General features: G+C 35.3%; 18 protein-coding genes and 1 riboswitch. Of the genes, 9 read left to right on the top strand and 9 right to left on the bottom strand.

The window, feature by feature from the left end:
- Positions 1 to 278: 278 nt before the first annotated feature.
- Together U9M49_RS04415 and U9M49_RS04420 are read right to left on the bottom strand one after the other, a co-directional pair.
- Positions 279 to 2,090 (bottom strand): YhgE/Pip domain-containing protein, encoded by a 1,812-nt coding sequence (locus tag U9M49_RS04415; protein ID WP_322909359.1) that lies wholly within the window; start codon positions 2,088 to 2,090, stop codon positions 279 to 281.
- Positions 2,077 to 4,143 carry an efflux RND transporter permease subunit gene (locus tag U9M49_RS04420; RefSeq protein ID WP_322909360.1) on the bottom strand — a complete coding sequence of 689 codons (2,067 nt, stop codon included), beginning with the start codon at positions 4,141 to 4,143 and terminating at the stop codon, positions 2,077 to 2,079. Before U9M49_RS04420 ends, U9M49_RS04415 begins: the two co-directional genes overlap by 14 nt.
- Before the next feature lie 157 nt (positions 4,144 to 4,300).
- Here U9M49_RS04420 and U9M49_RS04425 point away from each other — a divergent pair, with 157 nt between their 5' ends.
- The 5 genes from U9M49_RS04425 to U9M49_RS04445 all read left to right on the top strand — a co-directional run bounded on the left by U9M49_RS04425 (position 4,301) and on the right by U9M49_RS04445 (position 8,805).
- Positions 4,301 to 4,870 (top strand): TetR/AcrR family transcriptional regulator, encoded by a 570-nt coding sequence (locus U9M49_RS04425; RefSeq protein ID WP_307313847.1) that lies wholly within the window; start codon positions 4,301 to 4,303, stop codon positions 4,868 to 4,870.
- A 206-nt stretch (positions 4,871 to 5,076) separates the two neighbouring features.
- A riboswitch (TPP riboswitch) is annotated at positions 5,077 to 5,180 on the top strand.
- Positions 5,181 to 5,266: 86 nt separating this feature from the next.
- A complete protein-coding gene (locus tag U9M49_RS04430) occupies positions 5,267 to 5,875 on the top strand; it encodes a YkoF family thiamine/hydroxymethylpyrimidine-binding protein (RefSeq protein WP_322909361.1) in 609 nt (202 codons plus the stop codon).
- Positions 5,872 to 6,483 (top strand): ECF transporter S component, encoded by a 612-nt coding sequence (locus U9M49_RS04435; RefSeq protein ID WP_095373259.1) that lies wholly within the window; start codon positions 5,872 to 5,874, stop codon positions 6,481 to 6,483. The genes U9M49_RS04430 and U9M49_RS04435 overlap by 4 nt, the downstream gene beginning before the upstream one ends.
- Positions 6,458 to 8,023, top strand: coding sequence for an energy-coupling factor transporter ATPase (locus U9M49_RS04440; RefSeq protein ID WP_322909362.1), 1,566 nt, complete (start codon positions 6,458 to 6,460; stop codon positions 8,021 to 8,023). The genes U9M49_RS04435 and U9M49_RS04440 overlap by 26 nt, the downstream gene beginning before the upstream one ends.
- Entirely contained in the window at positions 8,020 to 8,805 is a 786-nt protein-coding gene (locus U9M49_RS04445) for an energy-coupling factor transporter transmembrane component T (protein WP_322909363.1), read from the top strand. The genes U9M49_RS04440 and U9M49_RS04445 overlap by 4 nt, the downstream gene beginning before the upstream one ends.
- A gap of 136 nt (positions 8,806 to 8,941) precedes the next feature.
- On the opposite strand, the gene U9M49_RS04450 is transcribed toward U9M49_RS04445, so the two are convergent.
- On the bottom strand, positions 8,942 to 10,357 hold the full coding sequence (locus U9M49_RS04450) for a PLP-dependent aminotransferase family protein (RefSeq protein WP_322909364.1): 1,416 nt from the start codon (positions 10,355 to 10,357) through the stop codon (positions 8,942 to 8,944).
- A 114-nt stretch (positions 10,358 to 10,471) separates the two neighbouring features.
- Between U9M49_RS04450 and pdxS the strand changes: the two genes are divergently transcribed.
- Both pdxS and pdxT read left to right on the top strand, forming a co-directional pair.
- Positions 10,472 to 11,359: a pyridoxal 5'-phosphate synthase lyase subunit PdxS gene (pdxS, locus tag U9M49_RS04455; RefSeq protein WP_322909365.1), complete on the top strand. Its 888-nt coding sequence runs from the start codon at positions 10,472 to 10,474 to the stop codon at positions 11,357 to 11,359.
- Positions 11,360 to 11,361: 2 nt separating this feature from the next.
- Positions 11,362 to 11,952 carry a pyridoxal 5'-phosphate synthase glutaminase subunit PdxT gene (gene pdxT, locus U9M49_RS04460; protein WP_322909677.1) on the top strand — a complete coding sequence of 197 codons (591 nt, stop codon included), beginning with the start codon at positions 11,362 to 11,364 and terminating at the stop codon, positions 11,950 to 11,952.
- 1,688 nt (positions 11,953 to 13,640) lie between these two features.
- On the opposite strand, the gene U9M49_RS04465 is transcribed toward pdxT, so the two are convergent.
- The 6 genes from U9M49_RS04465 to U9M49_RS04490 are packed head-to-tail and all read right to left on the bottom strand — an operon-like array spanning position 13,641 to position 17,373.
- Positions 13,641 to 14,099, bottom strand: coding sequence for a DinB family protein (locus tag U9M49_RS04465; RefSeq protein WP_281203026.1), 459 nt, complete (start codon positions 14,097 to 14,099; stop codon positions 13,641 to 13,643).
- A 54-nt stretch (positions 14,100 to 14,153) separates the two neighbouring features.
- Positions 14,154 to 14,528 carry a VOC family protein gene (locus tag U9M49_RS04470; RefSeq protein WP_289433786.1) on the bottom strand — a complete coding sequence of 125 codons (375 nt, stop codon included), beginning with the start codon at positions 14,526 to 14,528 and terminating at the stop codon, positions 14,154 to 14,156.
- Between the two features lie 12 nt (positions 14,529 to 14,540).
- Positions 14,541 to 15,167, bottom strand: a complete 627-nt coding sequence (locus tag U9M49_RS04475; RefSeq protein ID WP_322909366.1) for an NUDIX hydrolase — start codon at positions 15,165 to 15,167, stop codon at positions 14,541 to 14,543.
- Between the two features lie 15 nt (positions 15,168 to 15,182).
- On the bottom strand, positions 15,183 to 15,659 hold the full coding sequence (locus tag U9M49_RS04480; protein WP_322909367.1) for an NUDIX domain-containing protein: 477 nt from the start codon (positions 15,657 to 15,659) through the stop codon (positions 15,183 to 15,185).
- 27 nt (positions 15,660 to 15,686) lie between these two features.
- Positions 15,687 to 16,457 carry a hypothetical protein gene (locus U9M49_RS04485; RefSeq protein WP_322909368.1) on the bottom strand — a complete coding sequence of 257 codons (771 nt, stop codon included), beginning with the start codon at positions 16,455 to 16,457 and terminating at the stop codon, positions 15,687 to 15,689.
- Positions 16,458 to 16,485: 28 nt separating this feature from the next.
- Entirely contained in the window at positions 16,486 to 17,373 is an 888-nt protein-coding gene (locus U9M49_RS04490; protein ID WP_322909369.1) for a hypothetical protein, read from the bottom strand.
- 341 nt (positions 17,374 to 17,714) lie between these two features.
- Here U9M49_RS04490 and U9M49_RS04495 point away from each other — a divergent pair, with 341 nt between their 5' ends.
- Positions 17,715 to 17,894: a hypothetical protein gene (locus U9M49_RS04495; protein ID WP_322909370.1), complete on the top strand. Its 180-nt coding sequence runs from the start codon at positions 17,715 to 17,717 to the stop codon at positions 17,892 to 17,894.
- A 264-nt stretch (positions 17,895 to 18,158) separates the two neighbouring features.
- A complete protein-coding gene (locus U9M49_RS04500; RefSeq protein ID WP_224936505.1) occupies positions 18,159 to 18,920 on the top strand; it encodes a SurA N-terminal domain-containing protein in 762 nt (253 codons plus the stop codon).
- Positions 18,921 to 19,012 lie beyond the last annotated feature (92 nt).

Raw genomic sequence — 19,012 nt, forward strand, 5'->3', positions numbered from 1 at the left:
TTCACACTAACAATATATCAATTTTTCGGAAAATTTACAATTTATTTTTTAGAATATGTATTCTCAGCTTAAAACGATGAAAAAGTTAGGCTCTTTATCATTTTTCTTCCAACCACAATATAAGCTAGATTCATTGATTGAATCCACTCCTACAACCCGAGTAGAAGAAGGTCAAATTCTTCATTTTGACCTCGTTTTATGTAACATGAAAGGTTAAATAAATTTACCCCCTAAAAGAGAAACACGCCTCCTAGATTGCAGAGGCGTGTTTTTCAAGTTTACTTAAATAAGTTAAGAAGTTTCTCGAAGAATCCTACTTTATCTTTTGTTTCTTTAACATCTTCTTTGTTATCTTTTATTTTAATCTTATCTGTTTGAATGACAAATTGGACTAGTTCCAACTTATCATTATTTTTATCTGATACAAAAGAAATTGGCTCATAATCAGATTTATCATATTGCGATATCATTTCATCAACTTCTTTTGTCACCTCATCAGGAATGCCTTTAGTTGCATCATGTAATTGTCCAGTTCCATTATGAAGCGAGCTAGCTCCTTTCGTTAGTTGCTCAGCTCCAGATAGAGAACCGCTAATTCCTTCATGGATGTCATTATATGATGTACTTAATTCAGAAACACCGCCTGTATAAGCAAGTAACCCTTGGTGGAATTGATTATAGTTAGATACCATTTCTTCAACACCAGATGTCAATTGTTTTAAACCTTCATCAATGTCAATTTGAAGAATAGATTCATCTATATTAGATGATATTGCACGGAGGTTACCTGCTGCTTCTCTCATTGATTGACTAAAGGTTGATAGAGGTTCAACCATGTCTGTAAGGTTATCTTTGGCTAGTAGTAGAACTTCTTGAGCAACTTTTGTCCCTCTATAGGTTTCTACCAATTGATCAATTACCTCTTTATCCGCATTACTTTCATATAATTTATTTATCTCTTTATCTGAAATTTGGTTATCTGGTATCTGCTCCAGAGCACGGTTGATTTGTGTTTTTACCTCATTGTAATTAACAACTACTTGGTCTACATCATTAGCTGCTTGTTCTAGATTATCCGTCACCTCAGGCAGATCGATTGTTACATTCTCGAGTTCCCCAATACCACTCACGCCACTGGCTTGTTTAATCTCATCTTTAATCAATGATAAAGTATTATTTATTTGTGCTGATCCTTCAGTTAATCGGTCACCAGACTGACTTAATTCATTTAGTCCTTTTTTATATTGTGCAGACCCACCCTCTAATGACCGTAAGCCTGATGAAAGTTCATTCATTCCTATTTCTAAGTCTCCGACACCATGATGAATGTCACCAATTGCCTCAGTTAATGAGTGAAATTCACTCGTCAATTCTTCAGTATCTGGGCTATCAATGGCAAGTGAAGCAGGTAAAGCAGATATTTGCACACCTTCTGTTTCAAAATGATTTGTTTCTGCCTCAATCGTAAATACTTCTTCCTGCTCAGGCATAACGGTAAAAGTGAGCTGCTTATCTTTGCCGGATTGTGCAACAGTGGCATTCTCAGCTTTTATATCCTTAAATTTTTCAGTGTTCAGCGGTACGCTAATTTGCAGCATATAATTTTCAGAGAATGAAGAACGCTTACCTTCATTCGCTTCTACAGCAATTTCCATTTTTATATCGCCAGATTTACCAGCTAAATTTTCTGGATTAATCTTTTTATTATTAAGGTAATAATTAATTGTAAAACGCCAAGGTAACTCAGAGTTATTTGGTAAGTTTCCTTGATAATAATAATTTTCTTCTCTTGCTTGTAATGTGATCTGATTATTTTCTTTGCTAATTTTTGATGTGTCAGTTAGATTTTTAACTTTTTCGTAATTTCCAAAATCCTCAATCACACCAGGTTCTATCATTTCAAAAGAATTGACAACATATAATTCGGTTAGGTTACCGTCTGCTAGCAAGTTAGCATAAATCACTTCATTTTTGTTTGCTACTTTCCCTTTACTCATTCCATCTTTAACAGGTTGTGATTCTGCATGTATATTCATCACAGGAAAGAAAAATAGAGAAGCAGTGATAAGCATCCATTTAATGATCTTCATGTTTTTCCTCCTTGTTACTAAAGTCCATTTGAAGAGATGTTTTTTGAATCAATTTATCACATAGTAATAATAATCCAGGTAGAAAAAGTATAACGAGTAAAAACGCGAGCAATGCTCCTCTACCTAATAATAATCCTATAGAACCGACGATTGGATTTGAGGAAGTTAGCCATAATATAAATCCGACACTTGATAATATGGACGCTGAAACGATAATGGAAAATAATTTCTTATCAATTGTTTTTCTCATCGCTTGTTTTGGAGATAACTTTCCACGATTATGCTTATAAGTCTCTGTTAATAAAATGGCATAATCGACCGTTGCTGCAAGCTGTACAGTGCTAACGATGAGATAACCAATAAATACTAATGACGTATCGGTAAAATAGGGTATGGCGAGATTAATCCAAACAGAAGCTTGTATTGTTAATAATAAAATAATCGGTAATGATAATGATTTGAATGTGACAAGTAACACGAGTCCAACCGCGATAACGGTTAAAGTATTTACTAAAGAATTATCTTCTGTAACAGTTGATTTCATATCATAAAGTGCAACACTTTCGCCTAAAGTTAACGCTTGATTACCAAAATAGTTAGTACCTATTTCCCTTATCTCTTCTACTAATTGAAAAGGAATATCTCCTTCTGTTCCTGCATCAGTATTAATGATGATTCGACTGTAATTATTAGATAAGAATTGTTCCTTTGCTTCCTCCTCCAAATATTCTTGCGGAATAGTCGAACCAACCATATTCGCGTATCCAATTACATTTGAGACATGGTCAACCTCTTCAATAGATTCGATCATTTCTTTTTCTTTACCTATTTCATTATTAGGTACCAATAATACTACAGCGGTTGATTCGCCAAATATTTCTTCTACTTTTTGGATGTCTTGCCCTAATCTAGTACTATCAGGTTGATCCCCCATTCCATAAGTAAATGAGGTTTCTTTTTGTGCTAAAAAGCTAGGTATAATGAGAAGTAAGACGAAAATCAAGACTGGAAACCTTAACTTTAATGTTTTTTTTCCAATACCTTTAAAATTTGGTATTAATGATTTGTGCTGTGTTTTTTCAATCCAATGATGGAATAATAATGTAAGTGCTGGAAGGAATACCATCACACTTATAAAACTTAAAATTATTCCTTTAACAAGGTTTAAACCTAGGTCTGATCCAATCTCAAAATCCATAAACAATAATGCAATAAATCCAAATAGAGTTGTAGATGCGCTCGAGGCAATGACACTAAACGATTCTTTCATAGCTAGTTTCATAGCTTGATTTGGCTCATGCCCTTGTTTACGATAATCTTGAAAACTATGTAATAAAAAGATAGCGTAATCCAAGGAAACAGCTAGCTGCAAAATTGGTGCAACTGATTGTGTCACAAAGGACACTTCTCCTATAAAAACATTACTCCCTAAATTAATAATTACCGAAACACCGATAGCCGTTAAGAAAAAGAGCGGTTCGACCCAAGAGTTTGTCGAGAGAACTAGTATAATGATAATAATGGGAATAAGTATCCCTGCAGCGAGTAACGTTTCTTGCCCTGTCATTTTCTGCTGCGTAGCTGTATTTGCAGCTTCGCCAATAAGTGATCCCTTCTCACCAATTATTTGATATATATCTTCTGTTGCTTCGACCTCTTTGCCACTCTCAATGGTGACAGAATAAAGAGCGTGATTATTTTTGTAGTAATTTTCTATTGTGCCTTGGTCTCCGGTTTCTATTGGTGTTCTTATGTCCATCGCATCATCTAACCACATCACATCAGTTACACCTTGAACCTTATTTAATTTCTCTTTAATAACGAGCGCTTCTTGGATTGTGACATTCTCAACCATTACGCTTGTATTTGGAATGCCACTAGTAAACTCATCTTCCATCACTTCTAAAGCAACGGTAGATTCAGCTTCTGCTGGGATATAATCTTTCATATTATAATTAACATTCACAAACAGAAATCCAATAGCAGAAAGCACTGATAACAAAAAGAAAATGATGGTTACAGATTTTTTATAACGAATAATAAACTCAATCATTATTGGTTTCCCCACTTCTTGATGTTGAAATTCTTTTACAGTAACATTATACATACCACTGTGTTAGATAAACAACAAACAGTTGTGTAAAAAATGTTTTACATCCAACATTTAAGCGTACTTTGTTGGATTTCTCTAAAAAAGTGAGGGTGGCATGATGAACAAAAAATTGGATCGTCGGAAACAATATACTCGTATGGTGTTAAAGGAAAGTTTAATGGAATTATTAAGAGAAAAGATAATTTCATCCATTACCATTAAAGAATTATGTCAAAAAGCAGATATCAATCGTTCTACTTTTTATAGCCATTATCGTGATCAATTTGATTTACTTCAGCATATTGAAGATGAGATTTTGTTAGAATTACAGGTCACTTTAAAACAGTACAACCATAATGAGACAAATGAAACTTTTGCAATGACGAAGTATTTATTAGATTATGTTTATAAACGAAGTGCTGATTTTCTTGTTTTATTTAGTGACCATGGTAACAAAGCTTTTCAAACGAGAGTGATTGATACTGCACAATCAATCATTATTAATAGTTTAAAGGAAGATCCGCAGGTCATAAATATAGATAAATCAAAATATATGATTTACTTTGTAATTAGTGGATGTATTTATGTAATTGAAAAATGGTTAATGAATGGGATGAAAGAATCTCCGGAAGAAATGACAACCATTATTACTGAAATTAGTAATCGGGTTATTCTTCATTCTAAATAGTATGCGAATATATCAACATTCTTCACATCAATATTTTATTCACCTCTACTATATTGGGATTTAAACTGTATTCCTTACTCTTTTGCATCATTTACGTATCAATTAATAAATTGTATTTATCTCTACTACATTATCAATTGACAAGTATTGGTTTACAGATAATGATTTTTTGCTTATGATAGGATAGACGAACAAATAAAATATATCGAATGCGCTAGGGGAGCTATATTTAATGGCTGAGAAGGCAATTGCCTGACCCTTATAACCCGATCTAGATAATACTAGCGTGGGGAAGTGCAGTTGGTCAGTGTATTCTCTTTTTTTCTGCATAGCCAAACTGCATTCCATCGGGGTGCAGTTTTTTTTGTTCAAAAAATGTTAAAAGGAGATTTTTATATGAATCAATTATGTGGAACAAGTAGTATCGTAGGTTGTCAGTTTACGCTTTCTCCAATGAGTGAGAGGTATGTGGACATCATCTTATTTGCCCTTAAAGAAGTGAATATGTCAAAGGTGTGGTCAGAAACTGATGATGTATCTACTTGTATCCGTGGTAAGCAAATTCATGTTTTTGATGTAGTGAAGGCAATCTTTTTACACGCAGCTAAAACAGGAGAACACATCGCTATGAGTGGTACCTTTTCGATTGGTTGTCCAGGAGATTCAGCAGCAGATGTATACATGGACGAATCTGACATTGCCTTGAACAAGGATGATACAAAAGAAATAGACCAGCTTGCAGGTTGTAAATTTGCCCTCTATCCCTTAGGGAGGGAAGATTATATGGAAAAAATTTATGAGCAAATTGATTGGTCCAAGGAGACTGAAGTAAACGTTAGCCATAGCCATTATGCCACAAGGCTTGATGGCAAGGTGAATGATATTTTTAACTTGTTACAGAACGTTTTCGATCAGACCAAGCAAGATGTATCTCATGTGACAATGACATTCACATTATCAGCTAACAGCCCTACTGGAAAAGCTAAAGAAGTGAAAGTCTCATGATAAAATCATGGCGTCTGAAAGATATTGTTCTCATGTCAGTCCTGGGTGTCGTATTTGGCTTTATTTATTTAGGGTTTTTTGGGGTCGGTAAAGTTCTTGTTGCCATCCTTACCCCGTTTGGATTTGGACCCATTGGTTATGAATTGATTTATGGCATATGGTTTATTGTATCCATAATAGCTGCTTACATTATCAGAAAGCCAGGCGTTGCTTTTACAGCAGAAACCATTGCTGCTATTACCGAAGTACTTGTCGGCTCAACATCTGGACCCACTTTAATTCTTTCAGGGATGGTGCAAGGATTAGGGGCGGAAATCGCTTTTGCTCTGACAAAATGGAAAAATTATCAACCTCGTATTCTCGTTTTTTCAGGTGTCAGCGCTGCATTTATTAGTTTTCCTTACCATTTCTTTGTATCAGGTTTTCATGCCTATGAATCCTGGCTTATTATGACAATGTTTGTTATACGTCTCTTAAGTGGAGCTATCATTGCTGGTTATTTAGGAAAAATATTAGCAGATCAACTAGCGAAAACTGGTGTTTTAAATGGGTACCCTATTGGGAAGGAGGTACTAGCAAGGCATGGAAAATCATCAACCAATTTTTGAATTAGACTCTTTCTCATTTTCCTTTGATAAACACGATGAACCTTCTGTAAATAATGTAAGCTGTAAGTTATATGCAGAGGAAGTGACTTTATTACTTGGAGCAAGTGGTTCTGGCAAAAGTACACTGACACTATGTTTAAATGGTCTATATCCTGAGGCGGTTGAAGGTTTTACTTCAGGGGACCTTTTATATAAAGGGAGAAATATCTCCTCCTACCCTAAAGGAGTAATAAACCAAGAAATAGGCATTGTCTTTCAAGATCCAGAAAGTCAGTTTTGCATGGTTCGTGTAGAAGATGAATTAGCATTTGTGTTAGAAAACTTGTCTATTCCCAGATGCCAAATGAAACAAAGAATAGAACATGTGCTAGATATTGTAGGATTATCACAATATATGAAACATAACATTCACCATCTTTCAGGAGGACAAAAACAAAAGGTTGCGCTAGCTTCTATCCTTTTAATGGACCCTCAATACTTAATTTTAGATGAACCTACAGCAAATTTAGATCCGATATCTAGCCTAGAGTTTATCGAGACAATTATTAAGATTCAAAAACAACAAAGATTTGGTTTGCTTGTAATTGAACACGAAATCGATGACTGGGAACCATACGCTCATCGGTTGGTTGCGCTTAATAAAAAAGGAGAAATACTTTTAGATAGTACGCCGAAGGAAGGTTTTCAAAATCATTTACATAAGTTGACGAAGAATCGTATAAGAGTTCCTAAAAGGTATGAAAATAGGAAAATGCCTAGTCGACCATCAAGTGAGAAAGAAAGTACAGAAGTAATCGTCAATCTTAAAGATATACAATTTAACTATAAAAATAAGCAAATCCTAAATGAACTTTCCTTTTCAATCAAAGAAGGGGACTTTTGCGCAATAGTTGGCGAAAATGGTGCTGGTAAATCTACTTTATTACAGTTAATAGCCAAATTAATTAAGCCCGTATCAGGCTCAATCGATTTTTTAAACACTCCATTAAGTAATTGGCATGAAAACGAATTGTATAAGAATATGGGCTATGTATTTCAAAATCCTGAGCATCAATTTATTAACCAAACTGTATACGATGAAGTGTGTTTTGGTATCAAGCTAAGTGGCTATTCTAGAGAAGAAACAGAAAGAATGGTTCATCATTTATTAACCGATTTTGATCTCTTATCTGATAAGTGGAAAAATCCATTTTCCTTAAGTGGTGGCCAAAAAAGAAGGCTAAGTGTAGCAACGATGTTACATTCCAAACCTGATTTACTTCTATTCGATGAACCAACATTTGGACAAGATGCCTATACGACCTCTCAATTTATGCGTAAAGTCATGCACCTAAATGATAAAGGGGCCACCATCGTTTTCGTTACACATGACATGGATTTAGTTGATTCATACTGTAATAATGTCTTGGTTATGCAACAAGGAAAGATCGTTTATGATGGTACACCTAAAGCACTTTGGCGAAAAACTGACCTTTTAGAAAGAGCCAGATTAAGGATACCTTACCGCTTACGGTTGATAAATGAAGAGATGACGATATGATACACTCATTAAATCCAACCATAAAAGCTATTACGGTTATCTTACCTGCCATTTTGTTGAGCTTTTCCTTTGATATTATTACACCAGCGATTATGTTTATTTATATCCTGATACTTACCTTTTTCTTCAGTAAACTGAACATAAAGAAATGGTTGTTTTACTTTATACCGATGTCCTTTTTTGCGCTCGGGTTAGCTTGGATGACAATGCTGTATACGGATGATAAGTACGCAACTGGTCCTATTGTTTTTTCGTTCTTTTCTTTTGATATTAGGACGGGTAGCATTATAGTTAGTATGAGTTTAGCACTAAGGTCATTGTGTTTTATAGGGTTATCTTTACTCTTTGCTTTTACAACTGATCCAACAAAATTTATGTTAAGTTTAATGCAGCAAGTTCGCCTTTCACCTAAGTTAACTTATGGTATTTTGGCAGGGTATCGCTTTGTTCCAACCTTCAAGCACGAATTAGACTTGTTAAAGAAAGCTCATCGTGTTCGGGGCCTTGGTCGTGCAAAAGGATGGAGAAATCGCGTGGAACATACGAGACAATATTTTATCCCCCTATTAGCTGGCGCCATTCGGAAGGCTGAAAGAGTCGCAATTGCAATGGAATCAAAAGGTTTTACAGGGTCAAAAGATCGAACCTATTATACTGTAATGAAAATCAAAGCGACTGATTACCTATTTTTTATCATCATGCTTATCATATTAATAATCGCCTATTACGTCTCCTATCGATTGGGTACACTTAATATATTTGGCCATCGGATTATGCCCTAACTTTACTCGCTAAAACCTTTCTAAGTAAAATTAACAACGAACAAGTTCAGTTATATGATAAGAATTTGTTCGTTGTTGATTATCTTAAAGTACTTAATTCTAATTTTTTTATTGAATCAAGCAAAGATAGATTTATCTAATCAATCTCATCCATCCCCCACGCTTTGACCAATGCTTTCAAGCTGTGTTCCAATTGCTCTTCAAGAATACCTGCAAAGCCTAATATAATTTGCGGTTCTTTATCATCTCTTCTAATTATGGAGTAATTAGATAATGGATAAATTTTCAAGCGCTCTCTTTTTGCGCGTGCTACGAGTTCGCTTTCATTCATTCCGTTCTTGACAATCAATACGACATGTAATCCAGAGCTTTCTCCCATAACTTCTAATTGCGGAAAGGACTTGAGTACGTTTAGAACTATTTCGACCTTTCTTCTATAAACTTTTTTCATCCGGTTTAAATGCTTTTCAAACTCCCCGTCTTTCATAAATCCACTTAAAGCATTTTGGTCTATTCTCGAAACCGTGCAATGATAAAAAGATAATTTTTCTTTATAAGATTTAACAAGGGGTTTTGGCAAAACCATATAACTAATTCGCAATGATGGAATAAAAGATTTAGAAAAAGAGCCTAAATAAATAACCTTTTCCCCTCTGTCCATACTTTGCAGAGACGGTATCGTTTTTCCGTTATAGCGAAACTCGCTGTCATAATCATCTTCAATAATGTAGCGATCATCCTTCTCTGCTGCCCAATTCAACAATTGTTGTCTTCGTTGAATCGGTAAAACGGTTCCATAAGGGAAATGGTGTGAAGGTGTCGTATACAGGATATCTATAGGTGATTTTTTTATGGCGTGAATGTCGACTCCATGTCTATCCACTAACAGTGGATACACTTCATATCCGTAATTATGTAGTATCTTCATCATTAAATGGTAACCTGGGTCTTCCACCCCATAGACTGTATTTTTATCAAATAGAAAAATCAGCTGTTGTAAAAGAACTTCTACACCTGCGCCAATTACTATTTGTTCAGGCTTGCAAGTTACGCCACGGGAATGATATAAGTACTGCGCAATTTCCTGCCTTAAATCAAGTTCCCCTTGGTTTTCACCAAGCAGTAATGAGGACTGATGAACCGGTTCAATATGTTGTTTCACATACTTTCGCCATTTATCATATGGAAAGTGAACAGTATCAATTTGGCTCGGGTGAAAATCATAGATCGCGGTTTGTTCTTTAGGATAAACACCAACTGTTGAACCTTCATTCTTCATTTTACTTTCGATATATTCTAAGTCTGTTAATGGTAATATAAAGTAGCCTCTGCGCGCTTGTACTTCAATATAACCTTCCGCTTCAAGCTGTTCATACGCTGTTTGAATAGTATTTTGACTTATTTTTAACAAGGTGGCTAATTTTCGTTTAGATGGAAGCTTATCTCCTTCTAGTAATCTTCCCACTGTTATTTCGCCTTTAATATAGTCATATAATTGCTCATATAAAGGTACATCACTGTCTCTTAACAACTCACAAGCTAAGTAATCCATCTAACTGCCCCCTCTAACTGATACTATAAAATTATCAAAAACTGATACTTACAATCATATCAGTTCCTTTTTATACTAATAAACAAATCTGAAAAATGCAATGGAGGAATGAAAATGAGTCAATTAGTAGGTACAGAAACAGTAAAACGCGGGATGGCACAAATGCAAAAAGGCGGTGTCATTATGGATGTCGTCAATGCTGAACAAGCAAAGGTCGCTGAAGCAGCAGGCGCAGTTGCTGTTATGGCATTAGAGCGCGTGCCTTCGGATATTCGTGCAGCTGGAGGAGTCGCTCGCATGGCCGATCCAAGAATTGTAGAAGAAGTGATGCAGGCAGTGTCTATTCCTGTCATGGCCAAAGCTAGAATTGGACATATTGTTGAGGCACGAGTGTTAGAAGCAATGGGTGTTGATTACATAGATGAGAGTGAAGTATTAACCCCTGCAGATGAAGAGTACCATATTTTAAAAAGTGAGTTTACGGTTCCATTTGTGTGTGGATGTCGTGATTTAGGTGAAGCAGCAAGAAGAATTGGTGAAGGTGCATCCATGTTAAGAACGAAAGGTGAACCGGGCACAGGTAATATTGTTGAAGCAGTAAGACATATGAGAAAAGTTCAAGCACAAATTCGGAAAATCACTTTAATGAATGATGATGAACTCATGACAGAAGCTAAACTCTTAGGTGCACCATATGATATCCTTCGTGAAATTAAGAAAAATGGCAAATTACCAGTAGTAAACTTTGCTGCTGGAGGGATTGCAACACCAGCAGACGCTGCTCTTATGATGGAACTTGGTTCTGACGGTGTCTTTGTAGGATCGGGTATTTTCAAATCTGAAAATCCAGAAAAGTTTGCTCATAGCATTGTGCAAGCAACAACGCATTATAAAGACTACGATTTAATCGGGAAGCTTTCGCAAGAACTCGGTGCTGCTATGAAAGGATTAGATATTTCTAAATTATCCTTAGAAGAAAGAATGCAGGAGCGTGGTTGGTAATGTTGAAAATTGGCGTACTCGCCTTGCAAGGAGCCGTTTCTGAGCACATAAAACAAATCGAGTCAGCCGGGCAAGCCGCTGTAGCCGTAAAAAAAGCAAGTGAACTATCATCACTTGATGCTTTAATTATTCCTGGTGGAGAAAGTACGGCAATAAGAAAACTAATTGATTATTATGAATTCAAAGCACCAATTCAGCAGTTTTCAGCAGAAAAGAAACCAATTTTTGGCACTTGTGCGGGTTTAGTATTACTAGCTAATGAGTTAGCCGATGGTAGTGAAGCGCATTTACGGTTAATGGATATAAGTGTAAAGCGAAATGCCTTCGGTCGACAAAAGGACAGTTTTGAAACAATGTTACAAGTAAAGGGCTTCACAGACAATGTTCCAGCAGTATTCATTAGAGCGCCCATTATTACAGAAGTAACAGAGCATGTGGAAGTGTTAGCTACATATGATAACCAAATTGTAGCTGCCAAACAAGATCATCTACTTGTTACCTCCTTCCACCCTGAACTGACAGAGGATAATCGTTGGATGAAATTATTTATCGAGATGGTAAAACAAGCACATCAAAAGGCTACCATTCATTAATCAAAAAAAGAGCCTTGCTACAGATAATTTAAAAAGAAATGCCCGGAAAAGTGCTGTTTTCTAATAGGGATTTTTCCGGGTTCTTTATGCATTGATTTACTCTCCTTTTCCTAACCTGCAAATCTATTCCTAAGCGTGAGAAATTATCAATGGCAAGATGACGAAACACACTTGCTTACCTCGGTAAAAATACGCTCCTTTCTTCGAGCCCAATTGTTTAGAAGAATAAAAAGTTCTTTTTACATATTTTGCAATAAATGCCTTTGGCTTTAATATCTTAACTTTATTAGCAATTCCGGACAAATTTACTTTAGTAAGGGTACTACTAAACGCTACACTATATATGAAGTTATATAATAAATAGGGATCTATCTACAGAATTAAACCAAACCATGCTGCATTGTTTGATTGTAAAATGGTTTACACATTTACTTGCTTTTAATCATTGCAACAGAAAAAAAATTTAAATTATGATTGAGATAATATAAAGTTGTATAAATGTATGAAAAATCCTAATTACCATATTTCTACTTAGTCTAATCTTTCAGTCCGTAAAAAAGAAGCGGAATGACCGCCACTTTATGGTAGTTTTTTTCTGTTAATACCCCTTTAATGAAACCTTTTCTACAATTGTTTCGTAATATTTATGAATGGTGTGTTACTGTTAAAACGTAGATTTCTCAACGGCTTTGCGGAAAATTAGTAAACAATCAGGGCGTTTTCCAAAAAGGAGGGTTACTGAATGGCTTATATTGGAGTGGCATTTGCTTTAGCCGTAGCTATTTGGATAGGTTGGAAAGAAGACAAAAAGAAAAAGGTTGAATAAAAATGATAAAAAAACGGGTGCTTAACAATTAATAGAAATTTTCATTTGTATATAGTGAAAATCACCCCAACCGACTGTTAGTTGATTAACCACCTTAAGGTGGCTTTTTTTTAAAAAAAAAGCAGTAAAAGGGGGAGGTGACGAAGGTTTTATTCATGTTTTCATTCATTCTTTAAAAAGAACGAATCGTGCCTTATCACTGTTTCTTAACATGAATAATATACTAGGCCAACAAAAACGCAAAGAAATAGCCAGATTCCACATGGGTTCTGGCTTTTGGTAACTAACTGCCAATATTGAGGCGTTAAGTCTACTAAAATGTATGAGCTTTGTATATATATTTATCAAGTTGGAATTCTAATTTAAGGTAGGTTATTTGCTTTAGAGTTGCTGTTCTGTTCGCTTTACTTCTCTTTTTTATCTTCTTCTAACGCTTTCCCCTTTTTTTGAATCAATAAAATGATAATAGTGAAGATAATTATAAAAAATACAATACCGATGTTCGAAAATGAGATACCCTCTAATCTATTATCCAACCATAAGCTGAAATAAAATATCGTTAATGAAGGTGCCTATTAAATGAAAGAACTCGGTGCTTTTGAATTTCTATACGAATATCATATAGAAATGAGATTCATTCATAAGGGAATAACCATAAAAAAATACATACGGAACTTTTGAACTTGAAATGGGTTAGCGACTACCTATTAAAAGTCTCTTAAATCATTATTTCAATTAGAGTAAAAACCAGCTAATCCCTAGACAGTACATTAGCTGGTTTTTGTTATAAATACATAGATGTAAAAAGAGCACACTCCTTCCTCCGAAAATGCGCCCTATTCGCGAATAAGAACTAAATTTATCAATTGTTATTTTTAATTAAAATTTGATTGTGAATATGGTGTTCCATATGCGAAAGATAATCTTGAATAAGCCACTCGAGTGTCTTATGTTGATTATTGCCTATGTCACAAAGTTTAGATAGGCTTTCGCTAGGAACATTTTTAACAATAGTGAGAATTTGCTTATTTAATGTCTGAAAAAGGTTTATTATTTCACCCAGCGGTCTATCTTGATAATTCTGAACCTTTACCCATTGATCTTGATTATATGATTGAATAACATACACTTGTTCTTCATACTGAATTTTTATAAACCTTTCAATATTATTTATCGCAGAGTCACATAAATGTCCTAAAATTTCTTTTTTAGACCATTTATTTGGTAATGGTCGATTAGAAATTTCTAATTCTGACATAGAATTGTACTCATCTGGCAATGTTTTTATCCAATGATTGATCCCCTCAACTACCTTTTGCATATTTCTCTTCCCCCTAAAATTTTTATAAGACGAATATTCAACTGTACTGGAGGTCTATCCTTTTGAAGTTACCCGTATATAATATCCATCTGGGTCAATGACTCTAAAATCAGTTGCCCCCCAACTTTGGTGTTTAATAGGAGATTCTATGACTTTTGGTGCGACTTTTGTGATTTGCTCGTAATGATCATTGACGTCATCCACACTTAGAATCAACTCAACGCCCACTCCCTTATTTGCTAAATTCCTTTTTCTGAAGTAATGGTCCTCGTCTAGAATGGATTCTCCTGTGAGTAAGAGAAAAGTATCCTCATTCTTAAACAAGGCACTATTCTCCCCTTGTTTCATAAGGCTACATCCTAATATTTCTTGATAAAAATGAATCGACTGGTGCAAGTCTATGACAAATAATTCAATTTTAAAAGCCATCAACTACCTCCTTTATTTTACTAGTAATGGTTGAATCAGTCTGATGACATCTTGATAAAACGAAGGCGGATGCGGAACAAAGTGTGCTTGAGTGATATTAGTGTTCAGCTCATCACTTTGCCTAGGATCTAAGATAGATCGATCTATAATAGGAATCGTATCTTGTTCCCCCACCCATAATCGGCAAAAATCAGTCCATTTCACTTTAACCAAGCCGGCTACTTCTTCTTCTTGAAGAGAAAATTGATCCCAGTTGAATAATCCACGATATAAAAAAACATGTGCATGCTCTCTATCTTTCATCTTTTCGGTTTCTATGGCACAGCGAAGCATACCAATTGAGGAAAGTTGTTTTATAGAGACATTGATGCCTAGCTCTTCCTCTACTTCCCTAACTCCATCTTCAATGGTTTCATCCGCTAATAAATGCCCTGCAGCAGTAATATCTAGCAAATTAGGATAATCTTTCTTTTGCGCACTTCTGATCTGTAAAATGAGGTAGTCTGTTTCTCCTTCCTGACTTAGTAGCCAACAATGAAAGACTTCATGCCAATAGCCATTGTCGTGAGCGTCGTCTCTTGTTGCTATACCAATTTCGTTATATTGTTCATCAAAGATTTTCAAGAATTCTTTAGTCATGTATACCGTCCTTTCCTACAACCAATCTTCTAGTACACTCCAAGTAATAGTGGGTTTGCCGTTGTCTGATTTCATTGTGCCGGTATAGATTAATTCATTTTCCAGGTGTTCATTATAATGACTGGCAATGGCCCTCGACGTTTCAGAAACGTTTTCTTTTTCCAAATTTTTCATCCTGATCCAGCACAATTCTCCCTCCTCACCTGTAATCGGTACATTATCCTTTAAGTTTGCAAAGAAAACATATTGAACCCTTATCTCATTTTCATCTGCTTTTAATCTATGAACAATATACTTTAACTGTAGTTTATCTAACATAAGTCCAGTCTCTTCCTTCACTTCTCTTATAATCGTACGTTCTGGGTCATTTAGCTCATCTGGCTCCATATGACCACCGATTGGAACGAGTTTCTCTGGAAGAAATGCGTGCGTGGAAGGTTTTTGTAATAATAAAACTTCACCATTTCGATTGGTTAAAAACGCAACGGCCATCTGCCTTAACCTCACCCAGTAATCGCCTCACTTCCAATTGACTTTTATTCTCCCCTTTAAATCTGAACCAGTTATGAAAACACGATACTCACCTGTTGTATTTGCTGTAAAATAGATTCGAAAATTGTTCACGTCTTGATCGATTGCCTCTATCATCTGATAAGACACATCTTGATTTTTTTCGTCTAAAATATAATAACCATAGCCACCCTCATTTTCAGGTGAAAATTGAATGGTTATGTAGACTATTTCACCACGAGCAAGTGAAATAGGAATAGGGTGCATACCATTAAAATGAGTAAATTGAGCAGAAAATGAGTTTTCTGACGTTTGTTCATGCCAGTCTTTCTTCTCTGTATAATCTATGGTGGATAAGGCAACTAACACGGGAAGAAGTAGGACAATTACCCATAACTTTTTATGATAGTGTTTCACGATTTTATAGCAAAAGAAAAAGATAACAGCTATAAATGCAGCGAAAACACCTGCGAAAAAGGTAAAAAAGCTGAATCCCGTAAGAGGAAAGAAAGCTATAAAGCCAGCGACTGTATAAAAGATGGCCTGAGCTGACAAGGATAAAGTTAATTTAACCGAAAACCCATCAATAACCACAGCAACGAGTAGAGCATAAATGATGCAATAAAGATAAACCCATGATTGATATGACTGCTTCCATGCGTATAAATCAAAACCAACACTACTTAGAAGGAAAACATTTAGTAGAATAAGTAAGAAAGTGAGTGTAGTCAATAGATTCATTATATATGATAGAATGGATTGGTTTTTATCCGTGTTCATATGTACAACCCCTATGAAGCAAAAGATTTTATTGAAAGATCTGTAATTTCTGCTGATTATTAATGGCAATAATGCCTATCCATTGTTGTTTAGCTACAGCAAAATTCAACTGATCGTCTCCCCAATCCCAAGAAGGGTTCCATACCCCCTCCGTTGTAATTGTTTTATGTAAGTAAACAATATTTTCTTCTACAAGATTGCGATATTGATGATATAGAAGGTCCTCTTTATTATGAATTAAATCTAGTGGCGTTGCGCCATAACTTTTCCCCCATGTATCTGGTAATTTGTTCATCGCTCGCTCTGCTAGTTGATGGATTTTAGCAAGCACTTTTTTGGAATCACCCATTTTGTCCTGTAATAAGTTAGCTGCCTTCTGATAATTATTAATCTCATGAAATCCCATGTCTTCCGCTTGCTGCAGATAGGTGAAGGCTTTTTCAATTACTTGCCATCCCAACTTATTTGCTTCACTCTCCTCGTTCGACCAATGTATCAAATAGGCAGCTAATTCAACTGATGGATTATACATCCACGTAGATTGAACATCTTTTGTATATTGCCAATGAGGGGCATGGGGATAAAGGTTATGTTCTGGTGTTACTGTGAGCCAAAGTTCCGCTTCTCTATTATAAGAAAGTAATAAATAGTTGACGAGATTCCTTACTATCTTTTCATCCTTAGTCGCATTCACTTCTATTAATTGTTGGCACGCTGACCATGTAGCAATAGCCGAAGAATCTGGCAGCCAGAAATCGGGTTCCAATCCATTGCCGAAACCTCCATCTTCGTTTTGGTAGGACGCTAAATACTGAATGACCCTTTCTCGTGACCCTCCATCAAATAGGTATTCCCATCGTGCCAATTCAAGTGGTCGAGCATTACGCTGCATCCAAATCTTCGTTTTTTTATTCATCCTGTCTCCTCCTTAATCTTAGCGTCTTGAATAGAGCTCGTTAGTCAAGATTAGAAAACTGACCACGGCTACTGGCATATCTTGATGAGAGCTGTTTAAACTTTGTTCACCGTTTTCTATTGCCTCTTTTCCTTCTGCCATTGTTTCATCTAAGGAACTAGATGAAGAATCATTATATTCACTAAACGCGTCAGCAATATATCGTGAATAATGAAAGCATCACTAATATTCGATATCATTTTGCGCCTTATCATTCATTCTTTTGCTTAAGCTTCATAGATAGTAGAACCCTTCCATATAATTATAGAAGAATACATTCTAACTTAGGAGGTCTATTAGCAATGAATTTGTTAGGTATGATTACTTTTCTCTTATTAATTATTGCTGTTGATTATTTTAACTTTGATAGGGATAGAAAAAGATGGGGTTGGTTGAAAGGTGCAAGTCGCGCAAAGAAAGCAATTTGCATATCCTCTATCCTTCTACTTTCTATCATATCTTATCTAGGTTTAAGTATGTGATATTCCCTCTGAAAATTCTTATAATTTTTGTTACTTTTGTAATAAAAGAACAGGCATTTTTTCCTCTTTAATATGAAAAGAATGGCTAATCTCTTGTTTTGCTGGTATCATATGTAAATAGTTAAAATTTTTATTGATTTTTCAATTTGATTACATCTTATAATTGGAGGGTCTATTGGTTTCTTTTTAGCCAAACATACTATATAATGCGCACTAGATGATTTTAATCAAAAAATCATTCTGCTTGCAGGAAGGAGATTGATTATGAAGAAATGGACAGTTTTATTAATGACAAGTTTGATGGTGCTTTTCTTAGCCGCTTGTGGAGGAGACGAAGAAGCAAAAGATGCTGAGAAGAAGGACGAAGGGCAAAACACTGAATTATCTGCTGAAGATAAGAAAAAACAAGAAGAAATGCAGAAGAAATTAGACGAACAAATGGTTGAGGATGATTCAACTGTTGCTGTAGTGAATGATGAAAAAATCTTAGGTGTTGATTATAATTTGACACTTACTACACTACAAGGGCAAATGCAACAAATGGGTCAAGACCCAACTACTAAAGAAACATCTGAACAAATGAAGACTCAAGTAATTGATAGCCTTGTTGGACAAGCACTTATCCTTCAAGAAGCAGATAAAAAAGGGATTAAAGCTTCTGAAGAAGATATCAATGAACAATTTGAGCAGACAAAAGGTCAGTTTGAAGATGAAAAAGCCTTTGCAGCTGCTCTAGAACAATCTAAATTAGATGAAAAAGAATTAAAAGCACAAATCGCTGATAGCATTCAATTCAACCAATACGTTGAAAAAGAAGTACCTACTGGTGAAGTATCAGAAGATGAAATCAAAAAAGCGTATGAAGAAGTAAAAACACAAAGTGAAGGTGCCGATCAAGAAGTTCCAAAACTTGAAGATGTAAAAGAACAAATTAAAGCATCTATTCAACAGCAAAAACAACAAGAAGTACTTGCTCAACATGTTGATGACTTGAAAGAAAAAGGGAAAGTTGATATTAAGATTTAAAATGGTATCTCATCCCGAAACGAAGGGGCATCAATAAGTTAGATACAGTTATATTATTAGGCATTTGGGTAAAATGAGTTCGGTACACTACC

The organism is Cytobacillus sp. OWB-43, assembly GCF_034651445.1.
Taxonomy (GTDB): Bacteria; Bacillota; Bacilli; order Bacillales; family Cytobacillaceae; genus Cytobacillus; species Cytobacillus kochii.